Source organism: Methylophaga thiooxydans DMS010 (assembly GCF_000156355.1).
GTDB classification, from domain to species: domain Bacteria; phylum Pseudomonadota; class Gammaproteobacteria; order Nitrosococcales; family Methylophagaceae; genus Methylophaga; species Methylophaga thiooxydans.
The window spans coordinates 33,734-50,142 of sequence record NZ_GG657888.1 but is presented as its reverse complement, the minus strand read 5'-3'; the positions used below and the strand labels follow the sequence as shown (position 1 = coordinate 50,142).

At 48.1% G+C, this 16,409-nt stretch carries 25 protein-coding genes; all 25 read right to left on the bottom strand.

Going from position 1 to position 16,409, the window contains the following annotated elements; all coding sequences use genetic code 11:
* Window positions 1-37: 37 nt before the first annotated feature.
* Complete coding sequence (locus tag MDMS009_RS02985) at window positions 38-418, bottom strand: phage tail assembly protein (protein ID WP_043887794.1); 381 nt, start codon at window positions 416-418, stop codon at window positions 38-40.
* Between the two features lie 4 nt (window positions 419-422).
* A complete protein-coding gene (locus MDMS009_RS02980; protein WP_008290154.1) occupies window positions 423-773 on the bottom strand; it encodes a phage tail tube protein in 351 nt (116 codons plus the stop codon).
* A gap of 15 nt (window positions 774-788) precedes the next feature.
* A complete protein-coding gene (locus tag MDMS009_RS02975; RefSeq protein ID WP_008290329.1) occupies window positions 789-2,255 on the bottom strand; it encodes a phage tail sheath subtilisin-like domain-containing protein in 1,467 nt (488 codons plus the stop codon).
* Between the two features lie 2 nt (window positions 2,256-2,257).
* Complete coding sequence (locus MDMS009_RS02970; RefSeq protein ID WP_008290139.1) at window positions 2,258-2,506, bottom strand: DUF2635 domain-containing protein; 249 nt, start codon at window positions 2,504-2,506, stop codon at window positions 2,258-2,260.
* A gap of 3 nt (window positions 2,507-2,509) precedes the next feature.
* The gene (locus MDMS009_RS02965) at window positions 2,510-3,073 is read right to left on the bottom strand and encodes a phage protein Gp37 (RefSeq protein WP_008290165.1); all 564 of its coding nucleotides are present in this window, start codon (window positions 3,071-3,073) and stop codon (window positions 2,510-2,512) included.
* Window positions 3,070-3,489: a gp436 family protein gene (locus MDMS009_RS02960; RefSeq protein WP_008290132.1), complete on the bottom strand. Its 420-nt coding sequence runs from the start codon at window positions 3,487-3,489 to the stop codon at window positions 3,070-3,072. The genes MDMS009_RS02965 and MDMS009_RS02960 overlap by 4 nt, the downstream gene beginning before the upstream one ends.
* A 15-nt stretch (window positions 3,490-3,504) precedes the next feature.
* The gene (locus MDMS009_RS02955) at window positions 3,505-3,927 is read right to left on the bottom strand and encodes a hypothetical protein (protein WP_008290141.1); all 423 of its coding nucleotides are present in this window, start codon (window positions 3,925-3,927) and stop codon (window positions 3,505-3,507) included.
* 66 nt (window positions 3,928-3,993) lie between these two features.
* Entirely contained in the window at window positions 3,994-5,064 is a 1,071-nt protein-coding gene (locus MDMS009_RS02950; RefSeq protein WP_008290173.1) for a Mu-like prophage major head subunit gpT family protein, read from the bottom strand.
* A gap of 37 nt (window positions 5,065-5,101) precedes the next feature.
* Entirely contained in the window at window positions 5,102-5,503 is a 402-nt protein-coding gene (locus MDMS009_RS02945; protein ID WP_008290156.1) for a hypothetical protein, read from the bottom strand.
* Window positions 5,503-6,597, bottom strand: a complete 1,095-nt coding sequence (locus tag MDMS009_RS02940) for a phage protease (protein ID WP_008290138.1) — start codon at window positions 6,595-6,597, stop codon at window positions 5,503-5,505. Before MDMS009_RS02940 ends, MDMS009_RS02945 begins: the two co-directional genes overlap by 1 nt.
* Window positions 6,598-6,770: 173 nt before the next feature.
* Complete coding sequence (locus MDMS009_RS02935) at window positions 6,771-7,349, bottom strand: hypothetical protein (RefSeq protein ID WP_008290118.1); 579 nt, start codon at window positions 7,347-7,349, stop codon at window positions 6,771-6,773.
* Window positions 7,349-7,801, bottom strand: coding sequence for a hypothetical protein (locus MDMS009_RS02930; RefSeq protein WP_154646946.1), 453 nt, complete (start codon window positions 7,799-7,801; stop codon window positions 7,349-7,351). Before MDMS009_RS02930 ends, MDMS009_RS02935 begins: the two co-directional genes overlap by 1 nt.
* Window positions 7,802-8,031: 230 nt before the next feature.
* Window positions 8,032-8,481, bottom strand: a complete 450-nt coding sequence (locus MDMS009_RS02925; protein ID WP_008290150.1) for a phage virion morphogenesis protein — start codon at window positions 8,479-8,481, stop codon at window positions 8,032-8,034.
* A gap of 96 nt (window positions 8,482-8,577) precedes the next feature.
* A complete protein-coding gene (locus tag MDMS009_RS02920; protein WP_008290145.1) occupies window positions 8,578-9,795 on the bottom strand; it encodes a PBECR2 nuclease fold domain-containing protein in 1,218 nt (405 codons plus the stop codon).
* Window positions 9,796-10,092 (bottom strand): Gp49 family protein, encoded by a 297-nt coding sequence (locus tag MDMS009_RS02915; RefSeq protein ID WP_008290712.1) that lies wholly within the window; start codon window positions 10,090-10,092, stop codon window positions 9,796-9,798.
* A complete protein-coding gene (locus MDMS009_RS02910) occupies window positions 10,085-11,650 on the bottom strand; it encodes a DUF935 domain-containing protein (RefSeq protein ID WP_008290130.1) in 1,566 nt (521 codons plus the stop codon). The genes MDMS009_RS02915 and MDMS009_RS02910 overlap by 8 nt, the downstream gene beginning before the upstream one ends.
* A 2-nt stretch (window positions 11,651-11,652) precedes the next feature.
* Entirely contained in the window at window positions 11,653-13,179 is a 1,527-nt protein-coding gene (locus MDMS009_RS02905; RefSeq protein WP_008290169.1) for a terminase large subunit domain-containing protein, read from the bottom strand.
* A 3-nt stretch (window positions 13,180-13,182) separates the two neighbouring features.
* Entirely contained in the window at window positions 13,183-13,731 is a 549-nt protein-coding gene (locus MDMS009_RS02900; protein ID WP_008290117.1) for a DUF3486 family protein, read from the bottom strand.
* A complete protein-coding gene (locus tag MDMS009_RS16205) occupies window positions 13,731-13,904 on the bottom strand; it encodes a hypothetical protein (protein WP_008290347.1) in 174 nt (57 codons plus the stop codon). Before MDMS009_RS16205 ends, MDMS009_RS02900 begins: the two co-directional genes overlap by 1 nt.
* Window positions 13,901-14,191, bottom strand: coding sequence for a VpaChn25_0724 family phage protein (locus MDMS009_RS02895; RefSeq protein WP_008290323.1), 291 nt, complete (start codon window positions 14,189-14,191; stop codon window positions 13,901-13,903). Before MDMS009_RS02895 ends, MDMS009_RS16205 begins: the two co-directional genes overlap by 4 nt.
* On the bottom strand, window positions 14,188-14,523 hold the full coding sequence (locus MDMS009_RS02890; RefSeq protein ID WP_008290353.1) for a DUF2730 family protein: 336 nt from the start codon (window positions 14,521-14,523) through the stop codon (window positions 14,188-14,190). The genes MDMS009_RS02895 and MDMS009_RS02890 overlap by 4 nt, the downstream gene beginning before the upstream one ends.
* Entirely contained in the window at window positions 14,524-14,751 is a 228-nt protein-coding gene (locus MDMS009_RS02885) for a TraR/DksA family transcriptional regulator (protein ID WP_081443580.1), read from the bottom strand.
* Window positions 14,752-14,753: 2 nt separating this feature from the next.
* Window positions 14,754-15,332 carry a 3TM-type holin gene (locus MDMS009_RS02880; protein ID WP_008290135.1) on the bottom strand — a complete coding sequence of 193 codons (579 nt, stop codon included), beginning with the start codon at window positions 15,330-15,332 and terminating at the stop codon, window positions 14,754-14,756.
* Complete coding sequence (locus MDMS009_RS02875; RefSeq protein WP_008290134.1) at window positions 15,319-15,864, bottom strand: glycoside hydrolase family 108 protein; 546 nt, start codon at window positions 15,862-15,864, stop codon at window positions 15,319-15,321. The genes MDMS009_RS02880 and MDMS009_RS02875 overlap by 14 nt, the downstream gene beginning before the upstream one ends.
* A gap of 168 nt (window positions 15,865-16,032) precedes the next feature.
* Window positions 16,033-16,353: a hypothetical protein gene (locus MDMS009_RS02870; protein WP_043887798.1), complete on the bottom strand. Its 321-nt coding sequence runs from the start codon at window positions 16,351-16,353 to the stop codon at window positions 16,033-16,035.
* Window positions 16,354-16,409 lie beyond the last annotated feature (56 nt).

Genomic DNA, 16,409 nt, shown 5'->3' with positions numbered 1-16,409 from the left:
TGTGTAGTTAAGAGGCGTCTGGCTGTACTGGCTGAACTTAATCGTCTGCCAGTTCAGGTTCTCCGCCAGACGCATCATGCTTCCCCCGCTGCATGACAGACTCCAGCACTGCCTGGTCTAATCGTTCTGCATGAAACTGAAGCAGCTCAAAATCTTCACGGTGAAATTTACGCAGGTCATCAATATCAACAATGCCGTCATAATCACCAATAGATTCAATCTGCTTCGCCAAGGTATGAAGCCCCATCAATGTCGGACTGACAGCAAACACATAGCCATCATCTGATGCCGTGACACGTTCAGACGCTAGCCCCGCATCAATGATGTCTCCAGGGGTTAACTCTCGCAGCAAGACTGTAGTGTGGGTTTTATCGCCCATTTTGACGCCGTGTTCGAGTGAAATTGTTATCGTGGCCATGCGTTTATACCTTCTCCGCCATATCGCCTGACATCTCGACATCCGCACTGGTCATGCCATGCTCAATCACATTCACAGTGAAGGCGTTACGCATTAAATAACGTTGGCCGGTATCAGTGATAAACGTGACGGTTTTGTTTTTCCACTTATTCACCTCTGTCACGTCAACCGTTGACGTGAGCAGGATTTTAAACTTCAGGTTCGGTGGTGAATCTGATTCGGTGAAATAGGTTTTGCCACCATGGCTCGACGGTTCTCTTGAAACACCACCCGGATCTAACGTGGCTTCGTTTTCTGACTCAATAACACCGCCGTCAATTCTGACTTTTACTTTTCCTGTGACTTGTTCGCTCATTGCTTACTCCTAAATTTAACGACGATATTCAGTGTGCACAGCCGTGACACGTAGGTTATTGATGAGTTTTGGTGAGTCATACATATCCAGACGGTCTGGATCGTCATCATGAATTTCAGCGATGATTGTGGCTTTATAACCTTCATAATCCTGGCACCAGCCGCGATCCATAAAGACGGTATACAAGGCTAAAAACTCATCTTCCATGGCATTACGCGTCACCACCGCCTGACCGGCTGGAATATCAAAATCATCATCCGCCAGCTTGTGACGCGGGAATTTTTGAGACACCATTGCCCGTTGCTCAAAGCGGATGCGTTCTAATGTTTCTGCCGTGTTGATGTTGAGATAACTGTCATCAGCAAAGCCGGACGCATTGGTTTGATACATACTGATTTGACGTTCAATTCGTACCAATCCACCACGATCAACACTGTAAGTAGCAATACCATCGAACAGCAGCTGATTACGCTCGGTACCATCCCAACGCAGTTCTTTTTTCGGTGGCTTAATACCAGGCAATGCCAGCGTTCTTAGCTGACGTGCCGGGTCAATTTGCAAGGAAGCGGCAGCGACAACACAATTGACGCCAGCCCATAGATAAGGCGGAGTCGGTGAGTCATTGGTACCCATGCAGGTGACGTGTGGGCCATTTCGTCCACTGCCAAAAGTCCCGGTTTCTGAGTGGGTGCCTTTAAACGCAGTAAATGCCCGAAAGCCGATGGCACGCATTGGCCCCCAGCGACTTTCTGCTTCGGCTTCTAGCACCACTAAGTTGGCTGTATCGGTATAAGGCACTGCAAGCCAGTTGTACCATTCATCACCAATAGCAGTGAACACATCAGTAAGATCAGGATTACCGGTACCGCCAGACATGGCCACAAAGGTGAGGCCGACACCATCAGGCAAGGCTTCATCGTAGAAATTGAGTCGCATATCAATATCGTTGCCGGTTTCACCTTTCCACTTACAAGTGATATCGACCTCAGTCGACTCTGCACCATTAACTTCGGCTGTTACCGGTAAGGTCGTCTCTGCCGTAATGGCTGCAACGATAGCGCTGGCAATATCTTCATCCGTGTCAGCAGCGTCAACACCAATGAGTAAGCGATAGCCTGCGATGTAAAGAAAGACTGTGCCTCCTCGCGTGGCCGGGCCAGTAACGGTGATTGACCCGGTTGCTTGTTCACCGCCTGATGCATCATCTAAAGCCAAGAACCACTTTTCAGTAAACTGATCGGCATTGATTTGTGCCTTGCCCATTTCAGCCAACATAGAGCCTCGACCAAAATACGCTTCCAATTCTTCAGGGCTATTGGCACGAACTGCTTGCCCCGCTGGAATCGTGCCGGTTGACAGTCGCTGACCGATAACCAGCATTTTAAAATCAATATTGGCATTACCTGCCAACCGATTACTGAACTCAATGGCTGTAAACGGTAGACGTAATTTTTCAGGAATCGTATCAAAAGAAATAGCCATGCTTATGCATCCTTATCAGTTGAATCTGTGGGTTTGGCAGCAACGGCTTTTTTGGCATCCGTTTTAGCCTTGGCCAACGCTTTTTTAATGTCGGCGTCACTGGTTAGCTCAATCGCATCACCGTCTTTTATCCGCTTCAGGTAATACACTTCACGTGGCACGTATTCACCGTGCTGATTTAACAGACCGCCGCGTAGCTTTCGCACATTGACAGCCTGCTTGGCGGGTTTGATAAAAATTCGGTCTGGCATGGTTTATTGCTCCAATGTTATGTGGTCAATAGCGTCGGGTTCGTCGTCGCCGTCGACCAATGAATGTTCAGCATGAAAGGTGACAAAATCAGCCAACGTTGATGGGTCAAAGTCATTAGGAAATGGCATATTTGGCAACTCAAAAGTGACGGCATACATCGTGGCTTTGAAGCTTTGCTCCAGCTGCATTGAAAACAGATTCCTGACATTCTTCAGCGCCAGTGAACCGACCCCTGCAATCGTCGATTCATGCAGCTTAGGAATCAGTGCCGCTAAAATGTCATAAGCACCAATGGTGGTTGTGTCACCTCGACGCCGGGCGCTGTGGTTACCAACGTGACGGGTGATGACATACACATCAAAACGGCCATTGAGGCTACCGCGTGAGTTGCCTTGACCACCGAGAAACGTGGTGTAAACGCCCGGCGTTCTGTTTGAGGCAACCAACTGTTTCAGTACTGCCAAGTTCAACGCGCTGGGTAACACTTCAGCAGCGCTTAATGTATTGCCAAATAACGCCTGTGCTTTTTCAATGATGTGATCTTCAACGGTGCTAATGCTGTTCATATAAAGCTCTTATCTTTACGGTTAAAGACATTGCCACCGGTGTTGATTTTCACTGTGTTTTGGCTGAGAGGTTTGGCACCTTCTGTACTGATACCAATGCTCAATTCGCCACGGGCGATGCTTTTGAGTGACTTGACTGCTTCGTTGTACCGGTCTTTTACTTCATCGGGCGCTAGATTTTCGTACAAGTAATAGCGTGTAATTTCGCAAGCAATACGCACCAATGACCTTGGCAGCGGGTCAATCGGCAGGCTGTAACGGCCACCCAGATAACCATCAATCATGCTGTCTGAGTCGGCAATGGCTAAATTAATGACGTCCGTGTCCAGCTGACCCGTGTTTTGCTTATCCGTAAGCTGGATCAGTTCATCCTCTCCATATCGGGTGACCAGGTCTTGTTGTGTGCAGTAAGGCATCGTTGAGATATCCGCTTATAGCTCGACAACGCTGAACATCGGATCGGCTTCCAGGATGGCGACCTCTTCTTCGCTCAGCTCGACATCATCACTGCCTGACCAGGCACGACCTAAACGACGAAACCCATCCCGCATCACGGTCACACGGTAGTGTGGTAAAGCGTTCTGTTTGGTGCTTGGTTTAGAATCAGGGTCACTGTCGGTTGTAGTGGTTGTTGTGGTTGTGCTGTTTTTGTCTGAGTCACCGCCACCCCCATTATCATCAGCTTCTGAATTCGTTTTAGACTGAGCCTGCTTTTCGTCCTGAATGACTTTCCAGGCTTCATCACGCTCTTTGGCTGTAATGCTGTCCAGACCATCAAACTTTTTCAGTTCTTCGACGGTAGGCTTTTTGTCGAATGCCTTCTCACGTAGCAGTTGTAGTAAGTTTTCCATCATGCGTTCCTTATCTTGGTTATCAGGGCGGAAAACCGCCCTGATAAAGTTGTCTTAAAGGCTGATTAACTACGCGCCGCCGGTGGAACCGACAGACAGTTGCCAGAAGCCATACACGCCAGTCGCTCGCGCTTCGGCACCAAACTTGTATTCACGCTTATTGAATACATCATCGTTTTCCATATCCGTCTGGCTGACGAAGACAGGCTTCTTACGCATCTGGATAATGAAAGGCTTCACAGCGTTGCGGGTGTGGTGGAGGAACCAGACAGTATCAGACGTTAACCCCGGATTGACTTCAATTTTGGCTGTGCCTTTGTAGGGGTTCGGGCTGTCATCGTCGAGCTTGTCGGCTTCGACCAATTTACGTGCGACAGCTTCCAAAGCCGGTGGCACTTCGAGCAAGTCGGGTACCAGACGCAATGGCATGCCTTCGTCATCGGTGAACTTCATCATTGCAGTACGTGCCGCACCGTAAGACGCCGCTGCAGCCGCTGATGTTGCCGCGCTCAATGCCACTGTCAGTTTGTTCGATACCGAATCTTCATTCACTTCATGATCGGTGTCATAGAAGTACTGACCATCAAGACCTTCATTAATAAAGGCGTTGTTTTTCAGATCGTCCAAGATGATGTCGTGCAGTTCACCCGCTGAGTCACCCGCCATATTGGCTTGGGTGTTGTAGATACCCAAGGTGTCATCTTCGATATCGTTACGATCAACCGCGATGGTCGTTTCCCAATCTTCATTGGTGGCAGTGTATTTACCGGCTTTCAAGGCTTTGACATGCTTTTCACCCACCCATTTACGCATTTTCGGGAAACGTTCTAACCAGGCGTAGTCTTCGGTCTTGGTGCTAGACATGACCTCCATCGCAGTCAGTTGCCAGTTACTGGTTCGGGCTTTGAGTGCGTTATGGAAGACGGTTTTCAGGCCAATAAAAATATCTTGAATAGCCTGTTTGTTAATGATGATGCCGCCAAACGCCAGCATTGGCATTGCATCACCCATCATGGCCGTATTCAATGAGGCAGGGCCGGTCATTAGGCTGGCTGGCAATGACCAGTCAGCCGCCATCGCGGAGGTCATCATTACGAGAGCGCCGACGATGGCCATCGGCAAGAGAATCAGTTTTTTCATGGTGTCATCCTTATTAATTAGCTAAACCAGTGAAGTCTTAGTCGAATTTGACCCAGACGCCGTCAACATCAACGTCGACAATCTTGCCTGCAGCACTACGGGAGCCGGTGTCGTCAGTGTTAGCCACTGTCTGGTCATCGACGATGTAAGCGGTGGCTTCGATATCGGTGCGGTCAATCGAGCCATCGTTTGCAAACAAGAACGTGCCTTTGCGTACATCAATGGCTTTATCACCGGCAGAGCCAGCACCGTTATCAACGTGCTGGTCTGCACGGCCTACGGCTTTCAAACCGGTTGCCGTTGAACCAGCCTCAGCATTGCCAGATGAATCAAGCACAACAATAGAGCCAGCAAAGATGACACTTGATGCCGCCACTGGATGGTTGTGAACTTCACCTAACCGTTGCGGGGTATTACGGTCTTTGGTTAATGCGGCCATTACTTATCTCCTTTGAGTGATTTGGCGTATTCGGCTGGCTCGACACCCAATTGCGTACAAACCGCCAACTGCGCATCAGACAGAACGGGGTTGCCGTCGTCATCGACTTGCTGTGTGGTGGTTTGTTTACCTGTCAGGGCGGCAATGGGGGCGGCTGATTTAAGGTAGGACTTCAGCACATCAACCGGCTGGTCTTTAGCCCACAGCTCCATGGCGGGAGTGAGCTTGCCATCTGCTTTGGCTGCGGCAATCATGGCGTCCTTGTCATTGCCATCCAGGCGCGCTGTCAGAGCAGCAATTTCTTCGCCTTGCTCTTTAATAACAGCCATAGCGGTGTCGGGGGTAGCCGCAGTGGCAGCAGCAACAGCTTCATCAGCGCTATCGGCTTTTTTCTTTAGCTCACCGAGAGCATTGCTAACCGCTGTCAGCGCAGCAAGCCCTGAAGTGTCTTTCAGCTCCAATGTGGTTGCCATGTTGGTAACCTGCTTATTCATAGCAGTCAGAGCTGCAGTCACCGCTGATTCATCGGCATCAGCTGCAAGGCCAAATAATTGGCGTAACAGCTTTAAAGTCTCCTCGTTCATAGAAGCGTCCTCTTGTTTTGGTTGCGGGAGAAGGGAAGCCGCTGCCAATACATCATCCATTCCATCAATGGCTGGGTTATTGGTTAACGCGACATGAAGTAAATCCAAGACATGACCTGTTTTGGGGTCATAGGTGAAAACGGGTGAAATATATTTATATTCTTTGTTGGTGATGAAGCCGTTGGCTTTTGGTGTCCATTCAGGACTAGACAACATGAGACCTTTATCAGGCACCCAACTCAACGCGGCAGGCTTACCCCAACCGGCAGCGGGTGCAGGCTGACCATTTTTAGCAGCCAACAAAGTTTGGTGTTCGTAATCGAAAACGATGTCGTTCTTGCGTGATTGAACGCGATTAATAAGTGCAGCTGCAGAAACATCATCAAGATACCAAGGGCCACTCCCTGCCATCGCACCGCGAGGGGCATCGAACTTGCCAGCAGGAAATAACTGGACGGCACCATCAGTGCCGACCAGTAGTGAGCAGATTGCAAGCGCTACGTTATGCATAGCGACCTTGAGGGAATGATGTCATGGCGAGTCTCCTGTTCGTCGTTTATTTCAAGAACAGGTGCCACTCTACGAATGCGGGGCAAAAAAAATGCCCTGAAACAGTTCAGGGCATTAAATATTTGTTGTTATTGAAGATACCGTCTACGCATAAAAACGGCAACAATCAGAAGTTAAGATGCAACCGCTTGACCTATGCAATTAGCTTCAGCATCCAGCATTGTCCATTTACTACGTACACTTTTTGACGTGACAGCATTATCAATCTTGCGATTTTTTAGAATTAGGAGCAATGCCGTCATATATAGTACCGCCCTTAAAAAGAGTGAACCTCTGACAATGTGATAAAAGACAGTAAGGTGCATTTCTTTTTGGGCTTTTAATATCAGTTTCTTTTGATGCTCTGACTCTGTTTTTAAGAAAGCATCCTCCCAACGCTCTTGATAACGTTTTAACTGAGGACTATTTTTAATATCATTCCGGCCCAAAAATAACGTCAGGATAAAATGCATCGCACTTAACTGATGGGTGTATCTAATCACCCCATTCAAAGTCGTGCGTGTAATGCAATACAATTCATTATCAAAATCAATTTCTCCCGCTTCAGCGGCATTGAATAATTGATCACGTATATCAAAAAGGCGCTGACGAGTAGAGTCGTTCAAATAGCTTCTATACTCAACAAACCAGGCGTACCAAATCCCAATAAATAACGCGATCAGTAATATTGAATCATTCAATTGTGAATCCATCACACATCCTCCGGTCTTGTTTCGCCTCTTGGCGTTAAGTCACTAGATGTTCTCTTACTGTCCACTTCTTTTTCATACATCTCTTTATATGGTTGATAGCGTTCAACCACATTTTTTCTATGTCTTGACTGACCTCTACCATATAAAATCCCGAACACACCAAAGAGACCACCGAGCAAGCCAACTAGATAACTACTCTCTTCAGCTGACTTTTCATCCTTGTTAATTTCAGCGTGGATTTTCGCGTTAATGCCAATATCAGCTTTTGTTGTTTTACCAGCCCATGAAATTGCAACTGGCGATAAAAGATATAGCCCTAAAACCAATGCTGACCCAGCAATAAACCACCTTATAGTTTTTGACCACTCAGCAGCTCGCATTGTTGCGATACTTCCCCGAAGCGATGCATTTTCAACGAGTAAGTCTGTTCTTGATTGATATTTGTCTGCCATCAGGCACAAAAAAACCCGACACCAATCAAACCATCAGCATCAGGGTTACTCCCTATTAGTAGTTATCCATAATAAGGCATATTGTCACAGTTTTACATATCCAAGCAATAGCAACACTATTAAAGACCGCTTAACCCCGTTTAAATTCCCGCACAATCGTTTAATACTTTTATATTCCAATACTGACCGCACATCAACAGTTAAAACAGCTTAGAACGGCACACAGAGATTCAACGTAGTGCATCTTGAAAGTGTTCGTAAAGGGTATCAATTATCATTTGTTCATCGTCTTCTGACACACCCAAGTAGGGCCTGGCGGGAATACCTCGGTCTTCATCACCGAACTGATGGGTCGCGCCCTGGATAAGGTTGGTACCCATTTCCATACTCTGGCTGCTGGTGTTATAGGCTAGCGTGTCACGCATGAATCCTTCTAGCACCAGCACCTTGTCGGCGTTTTTCTTTTTACGTGCCTGATATTTCGGATCGAGTGGCTCCCATGGGTTACTTTCAGGATCGACTTGCTGATCCCATCGATCATGGGTGCTGTTAAGTAAACCTTCACCGATATCGATAAAGGCGGGTTCCAAGTCTTCACCGGCATCGACCAGGGCGCGTAGCCGGGCGGCGATGGCTTTATCCGGGAAGCTATAGTCGATACTGATTGATGCGCCTGCCATTATTCACCTATACTATGTTTATCGGTTGCGATGCTGGCGCGTACGCCCATAGCATCAAAAACCCGCCAACCTGGTGCGTCAGGAAAAGTGGCCCCATCATTCTTCATCCCCATACACCAGATACCCCTTACGCTGACTGTTCAGGTAATTACGGCGTGATGTCGGGATAAACGTCCAGCTTTCCAGTAACCCCTTTCTCACATTGGCCACCGCGACCAGGTACCGGCCTTTACCGATATCGTAGGCTTTGACAATGCGAGAGCGCAGCACCACTTTGCCAGTGCCGTTGTGTTGCTGGAACGATAACCAGACTTCATAAGGATTGGTCAGCAAGTCGTCCAGTAACGGCAGGAACTCAGCACGGGCGGGATCAATATGTTCTGATAATGCCTTGCTGTTGAGCAGAAACGGTAAGCCTCCGGGGGTGTAGAGTTTCTCTTCACCCACTTGTTTTTGCAGCTGCTCATATACTTCTGCTTTTTTATTTAAGCGTGATCCCAACTTCACCGGCGACTTGGTGAAAGGTATCTGTTGTTCTCTGCCAGCTTCAGCCCAGCCTTGTGGTGTGAGCGTTGTCCACTGAGTGCGTGTTTTTGTGTATTGCGCCATCACATCATCAGCCAGCTGCTCACCAAAAGCGGCTCTGCCTGGATTATAGGCGAAGCCCGGATCAACACCTTTGGGTACGCTTACGGTACGAGGCGACGGGCCTCGGACACCGACCACTTTATCTTCCAGTTCTACTGCAGGAGCGTTATCCGGGCCAGTTTTACCGAGCTTATCCATATCGCGTTTGCTGAGTGTTCTGACCCGACACTTGCAACCCCAGCCGTTCTGGGGGTAATGGGTCTGCCAGAATGGGTCGTCGGCATCAAGGATTAATCCGTCCCAGGCTACATGCTCTGGCCGTGGATGCTCGACAGCATCATTGTGTATGTACTGCCAGAATGGTCGAGTGTGTTTGACTTGCTGCATCTGGGCATATCGACCAGCGTTATGGCTTTGATACAGATTGGTCTCGTAGATAACCCGGCTGCGCCAGTTGCGACCACCGTTATAGCCCCAGCCGTGCTTGCTGACTATCTGATCAAAGTCTTTGCGAAAGTCCTTCAGGCTCATGCCTTCAGTAATCACTTTGTCCATTGATGAACGAAAATCGTTAAGCAGGTCTTCTTTCATCGCCCCGGCAATGACAAAGGCACGGGCATGCTGGCCCTCATAGATATCTGTCCAGGATGCCGTCGGCAGGTTCAGCTTGTCACGAAACGCATCAACCGCTTTATTGAAAGGCATGGAGCCGTAATTGATGTTCATTTAGCCAGCTTCATGCAATTTTTGCTTCAGCAGATAACCTTCCAGTTGCCAGATTTTATTTTTGGCATTCTCATAGGCTATCTTCTCACCTATTTCAGCGTCGAAGTTTTCTGGACTAGCGCAAGCTGATTCACCTGTTACAGTAAAGCCATTTTGTAAAGTTAAGCAGCAGACAGTTAATTGGCTTCCTTCAAATACGTGATACTGCTCTGACTTGATTACAGCCTGAAGCATATCTGGAGTTAACCTTGGAGCGTTAAGTTCTTTCTTTTGAATTTCATTTTCTATTTCAGTCATTTTCAGACACCTCATAACGCCCAGCCAGCTCAGCGGTGGCCAGCGCCATTTGAATCACGTCAGCAAGTTCTTCCGGGTCAAGAAAACCGAATGCTTCGACCAGGCGATCCTGAAAGTCTTCTAGCGTGCCACCGTTATCATCCACTTCCTCTAATAAGGATTTAATACGGTTATAAAGGTCGTCTAACGGTGACTGTGCTTGTGTTGCCAGTTGATTCACAACACCATCTAACTCTGTTTCATTATCACCGGCTTTGGCTGCAGCGGTAGCGGCGGCATTCGGGCGTGCAGCATCATTTTGTTCAGGGGTGTTAGTTGGAACCGGTTCATAGCCTTCACCATAGATCTCCGTCAGTTTTTCTTGGTTAAGCCGGTAGCCCATATCGAACAAAAGCTTATCGCGTTCGGCGCGTTCGTTAAGTTCTTCACCTTCCTCAGAGATGAACTTGATACGTGGGCCACGGCGTGGATCGGCACCGGGAATATTGAGTGCAACCATTGGCCAAAGTAGGTCACGGTTTAAGGTGCCAGCAATTTGCCGCACGTCACTGACCAGCAGATCATGACGCACTTCATTATGGATATCACCCAGGTTAGAACCCAGACCGGTATTTTGTGCCGTACTGGTTAAGGTGCCACCGAGAATCGCTTTAGACTGAACCGACTCGCACCAGTTGATCATAAACTGGTATGGGTCGCTGGCTCCCTTGGCGGCCTCTTTAAAATCGACATCCATACCATCGGGCATGATGCCTGCAGCACTGTGGCCGATACCAATGACGGCGCGAAGCAAGGTATTTTTTTCTTCATCACTGGCACCGCTGGGGTAAGTGCCGAGTCGCATTGGTATGCCATAGACTTCCAGAAACTCGGCCAGATCCCGAATGCTGTAGTTTTTAAACAGGTATGGCCATGCGAGGATACGATGCAAACCGCCACGGGCAATGCTGCCAGACTTGGCTTTATGAACATGCGTTACCCAGCCAAACGGCCACAATTCATCACCTCTGCCACCACTGTTACGCAGCAGAATCTTTTTGCGATCATTTTCATCGATGGTAAATAGGCGTGCTGATTGATGCTCTAGCGTTGGTAACAGCGTTTTACCCAGCTTATGCCAACCGAGTTCCAGCATCGAATAGCCTTTGCCAATCGCATCACCGATATCGAAAAGGTGATCTTCGAAGTCTTCCATGTCAAGCAGCCACTCTTTGACCTCTTCGGCAAGCGCTTCTTCTTTTTTATCGGCATTACGCGGTGCGACCACATCCCAATCGACACCCATCAACGCCCGTTTTCGCTTACTCATTTCCGCAAAGACATGGGCATCTTTTTCTTCCATATCTTCAAACAGGTCGGCCTGTTCGACCAGATTGCCTTGTTCAGCTGCTTGCAGAATGCTGGCTAACTTGCGTGGTGTTAAACCACCTGAAGGATGGTTCTCAAACTCTTTACTGATAAAGCCGAGCTTGGATGTTTGCTCTTCACTCAGTGCTTCTCGCACCTGTACTGGCTTACCAGCGGCATCTACGATTTGACTTGTTCTTACTTGTTCCATTGTTACCATCCACCGCCTTTTTGCATCAGGCTGCTGTAGTCGTTGTCGGGGTTGTCGCGTTCGGTTTTGCTGGGGGCTGCTGTCCACTCAATCGGTGAAGCCAAATCAAAGCTGGCAGCATGCGCCATGACCAAACTAATCGCTGCGTCACCGTGTCGGCTTTTGGCAGCATCGGTTTTACCATCGGGCAATTTCGGTACACCTTTAATCACTTGCAGCGCACCGATATCGTCTGCGACATCGGCATCACGCGGGATAAGAATGGTGTCGTCCTCAAACGCAGCTTTGAACTTGGGCATATTATCCAGGTACCAGCTTTGGCTAAGCATCACTTCTTCGACCACATTGACGCCATAGCGGTACTTGGCTTGCTCTGCCAGATACTGACCATTACCACGGGCATCCAGCTTGGCCGCACTGAATCGAGGCAAACGATCACAGATATAAAACAGCACCTGCTCTTGCTGCTTGAACGGCACGTTGTGCAGTTCAACCATAAATGGCACTACGCGCCTGAGCTGCTGACTGATGGTCATCGGTGTCAGCACGGTTAAGTCACCGGAGCGACCAAAATCTTCGCCTAAAACGTGGCGTAAATTGGGATTTAACTGGTCTAAAAGCGGCTTTAAATTAACCTCACACCAGGCCAGCATTTCTGCCTGGCGAAGATGCTCTGGCCACAGGTTGAACTCGGCGGTACCGGAATAGCGCAGCACCGGCACATCATGCATGCGGGACTCACGTAGGGCGCGGCTGATATAGGTGCCACCGCCTTGTTTGGGGACGCAGTCATATTCTTCTTCGGCATCTTCGGTACTGGCAGTATTTTTACGAAGCCCAGCTTTCCATTCGTCTTCGCCTTCTTGTGTCCATTGAATTTTCTGAATTTGGCAGATGCGTTTATAGAGACCCATTTCACACGCATCATCCAGTGTGATTCGATGAACGCTGTAATCTTTTTTTCCAGATCGACTGTCTTCGATGAGTTCATTGAACAGGTTTTCTACGCCATTATGCGTAGAGATGATTCGAATTTTGCTGCCCCACATCGTCAGAGCTAACGCAGCTTTTAAAAGCTCATCAAGTGCATCATGGAATGCCGCCTCATCAATGCAGACATTACCCTGACGACCACGCATATTGCTGGGTCGTGAGCTGAGTGCCTGAATCTTAAAGCCGCTGGCAAAGCGAATAGTGAAGGTGAGAATATCTTTGTCTTCATCTTCAAAGATTTCCTCTTCAATGGCTGAGGCAGCCTTATTGAATGACTTAGCCCACATCGAACAAGCATCAATAAACTCTACGGCCATCTCTTTATTAGAACCAACGTAGTAGCAGTTGGTACCGCCCGCAGCCTTTGACGATGAGGCGGCTAATACTTGATCGGCTGCTTCAGCCCAAGTTAAACCTGTACGTCGTGACTTTTCAGCAAGCTTAAGAATACTGTCATCTGCCATCCAGTTCTTTTGATATGGCAGCAGGACATCATTCGGATCGTAATCTTTGTATATGGCTAAAGCAGCGCCCATCGCTTAACCCAGCCCCAGTATTTCTGTCTTGATTGAATCAATTGCTTTTTGGCTCATGCCTTGGCTGACCATAGACTTTTCAGCTGTCGCTGCAGCTTCGTTAGCGGCTTCGGCTCTGATGGCTTTCTCTCGCTCTTCATTCATATTGGCCGCTGACTCCAGTCGCTGAACAGCGAGTGCCAATTGAGCCAGCATTTTTGGCTCTACAGGGGTATCACCTTCAGCCATATGCATTGCTGAATCAAACGCCATCGTGCGGATGATTTCATTGACTAACTTACCAACCTGGCCTTGCGGTGCAGCGCCCAGCTTGCCGATCCACATGCTGGCCAGTTCGCGTGATTGCTGTAGTTTGGCTCCGACATCTTTCATCTTGACGGCATATCGATTGACCGCAGACTTGCTGACGCGATCATCAGTGCCGAGCTGTTCAAGGATGGCATTGATTTGTGCTGTGGCATCCAGTTGTGAGACTCGCGGATCTCGCAACAGGGTTTGCAGCTGCTCCAGAATATCGGCTGGCAATTGCTCAATGGATGAGGCGCGAGCCATTATTCAGTCGTCTCTACGCTGATGGTGATGGGTGAATAAGAATGTGACATCCCAACACCAAAGAAATAACCAGCGGCAATGATGTAGCAAAAAATAACCACACTCTTTAACACTTCTTTGCCGAAGCTCTTTATATCTTGCTGTAACAGCCAGTTCTTTAATTTTCTAATCATGGTCGCGCTCTCCCAATACCATCAATTCGGCTCCGCCCCAGCGCAACATCGACGCCACGCTGAGTCACCTTGGCAATCAACAATTCACCAACCGTTGTAATCGCCAGCAGACCTTGCTCTTCCAGCCAGCGCAATTCGGTACGAACACGATCAGCAGACACATCATGACCAACACTGGCCAAAATCATTTGCAAGATGTTTTCGTTATGCGAGTAGCCAGGGTCTTGCTCCAATGCCTGCAATAAGGCAAGACGAATAGATTCTGTGAGTATTTGATTAAAGCTCACCGCTTATCTCCTCGTAACAGATAGTCATTGATTAGCGTTAGCTGGGTTGTCATGGCTTTCAAAGAGCCAGTCATTTCGCTGATGTTTTCACTCATTCCATTCATGCGATTGTAGATATTGCTAAGGTCGGTATGCGTTGGTGCACCATTCATTCGCTCTTCAACGATATCCATTCGGCTAACTACTTTAACTATCTGCTGGCTCACTTCTTTAATCTCTGTTTTATTCACGCGATGGCGATTGATTAGCCAGGTGTAAACCCAATTACCTGCAAACAAAAAAGCCAGAAACACATCAAACCAAAACCTGTATGCGGTGTAATCTAATTCCATTTATCGCTCCCGCTTAGCCTTAATGTTTTGACAGTCCACACAGCGCACCGCGTCTGGTCTTGCTTCCAGTCTTTTATTTGGAATCGGCTCACCACAATCCAAGCAATAGCGAATACCGTTTTCTTCATCAGGTTGTTCTGTTTCTCTGCTACTTCGAAGCACCGTCTGAATCGCGATATCCCTGTCTTTTTGTTCGCGCTCCTGGGCGCGGTCGAACACGTCCACCATGCTTATTTACTTTCCTTGTTACGGCTTAAAAGAGTAGATAGATTCTGAAATACGCCCGGAGGTGGCGTTTGTCCGGCTGACACTTGTTTATCATCAGAACGCTTTTTCACTGAGACACCCAGCACAGCAAGCGCGATTGCCCACATACCAGATAGGTTGACCATGGCATTGATAACAGCAGGAGCGTCATTCGGTGAAATAACGATCACAATGCCCAAAGCAGACATTTGTACAAACCATGTCACGGCAATGGTGTAACCGAAGAAAGGTCTCCAGCGACGGACGAATGAATCGCCAGAGGTGTACTCGGTTCGCATGGTGGCGTTGATGGTGGCCAACTGCTTGTTCTCGGCTTCTAGTTCGGCGAGAACGATAACGTTCATTTCTTTTTGCAGTTTTAGTTGAAGCTCTGGATCATGCTTTATTTTGGCTAAGGCTTCATCAGCGTTACCTGCGCCCGTTACTGCATTGGCTGCTTTAACAACCTTATCAGCGACGTTACCAGCCCTATCCCCCATTAAAAGCCGGGTTAGCCCCGGCACGAATTGCGCTAATCCTAAAGCAATGCTAATCGGCTCCATGAGTCACCTCTGTATTGATAAATTGCTGCAACACAAACAGACGGCGCATCCAGCCCATAATGAAGCGTTCTTGTGATGGGTTTTCAACGGCGAGGTCATGATAGAAGTCAGCCCGATAGGCAAGGCTGAGAGTGAGCTTGTTAGTAAGGTAGTCTTCGTTATTAGCGAAACGTCTGATAGCGCCAAGCGTTTCATCACCGATCACACCATCTACTTCCACGCGATAAGCGCATTGAAGGAATTTGATTGCTGTTTTGGGCCGGTGGTTTACTACCGAGTCAAACAAGAAACAACCAATGACTGGTGGCAAATCGCCACAGCCATAGGCTTGCCAGTAGTCACGGAAATAGAGTGCAATGGCATCATCTAATGTCAGCAGTCTGATATTAAGATGGGGGTATTGACGCTTGCTGATGCCGTAGTTGGTTTCGCCACCGGCATCGTTTGGATCATCCACATAGCCGCCTTCAATCTTCAAGACATGATTGACTGCTTTGAGGAAAAGTTCTGGGTAGGTTTTGTTTGTGTCCATGGGTTGCATGATGCTTTCTGGCACAAACAAAAACGCCCTGAATGAGTTCAGGGCGCTGGGGTGTTACTACAATTTAGTTAAGCAGGTTTTAGAAGTCTGGGCAATCTTGAGTTATTTTTTTCAGACTGGCTGGAAGTTATAACCAAGCTGGAAATTTACCTATAAGATTCATTGGACTTGGTCTTTCAGCTGACACCGTTGAACCCAACCGTTTGACATTGCATCCATATCTACTTTTTCAAAACTCTGCCCGGAACGGGCTGCAAATCTCTCAGCTGCCATTCGGTAGCTATTATTTACCCAGTTACTACGCGACTCATACTGCTCATCATTCAATGTACTGGGGCTGCCATAAATGCGATTCGCTGCCAAACTCACCATACCCTGAGCAGTGAAAGCATCACACCATGGCTGGAAGAGTGAGTCATCGGCTGCAAAAACTGATGAAGAAAGTAGTAGCGCATAGATACAAAAAGCGAGTTTTTTCATTTTTAAGTTCCTTTTATCAACAACCGATACAACCGCTACAACTTAGCAGATAGGTT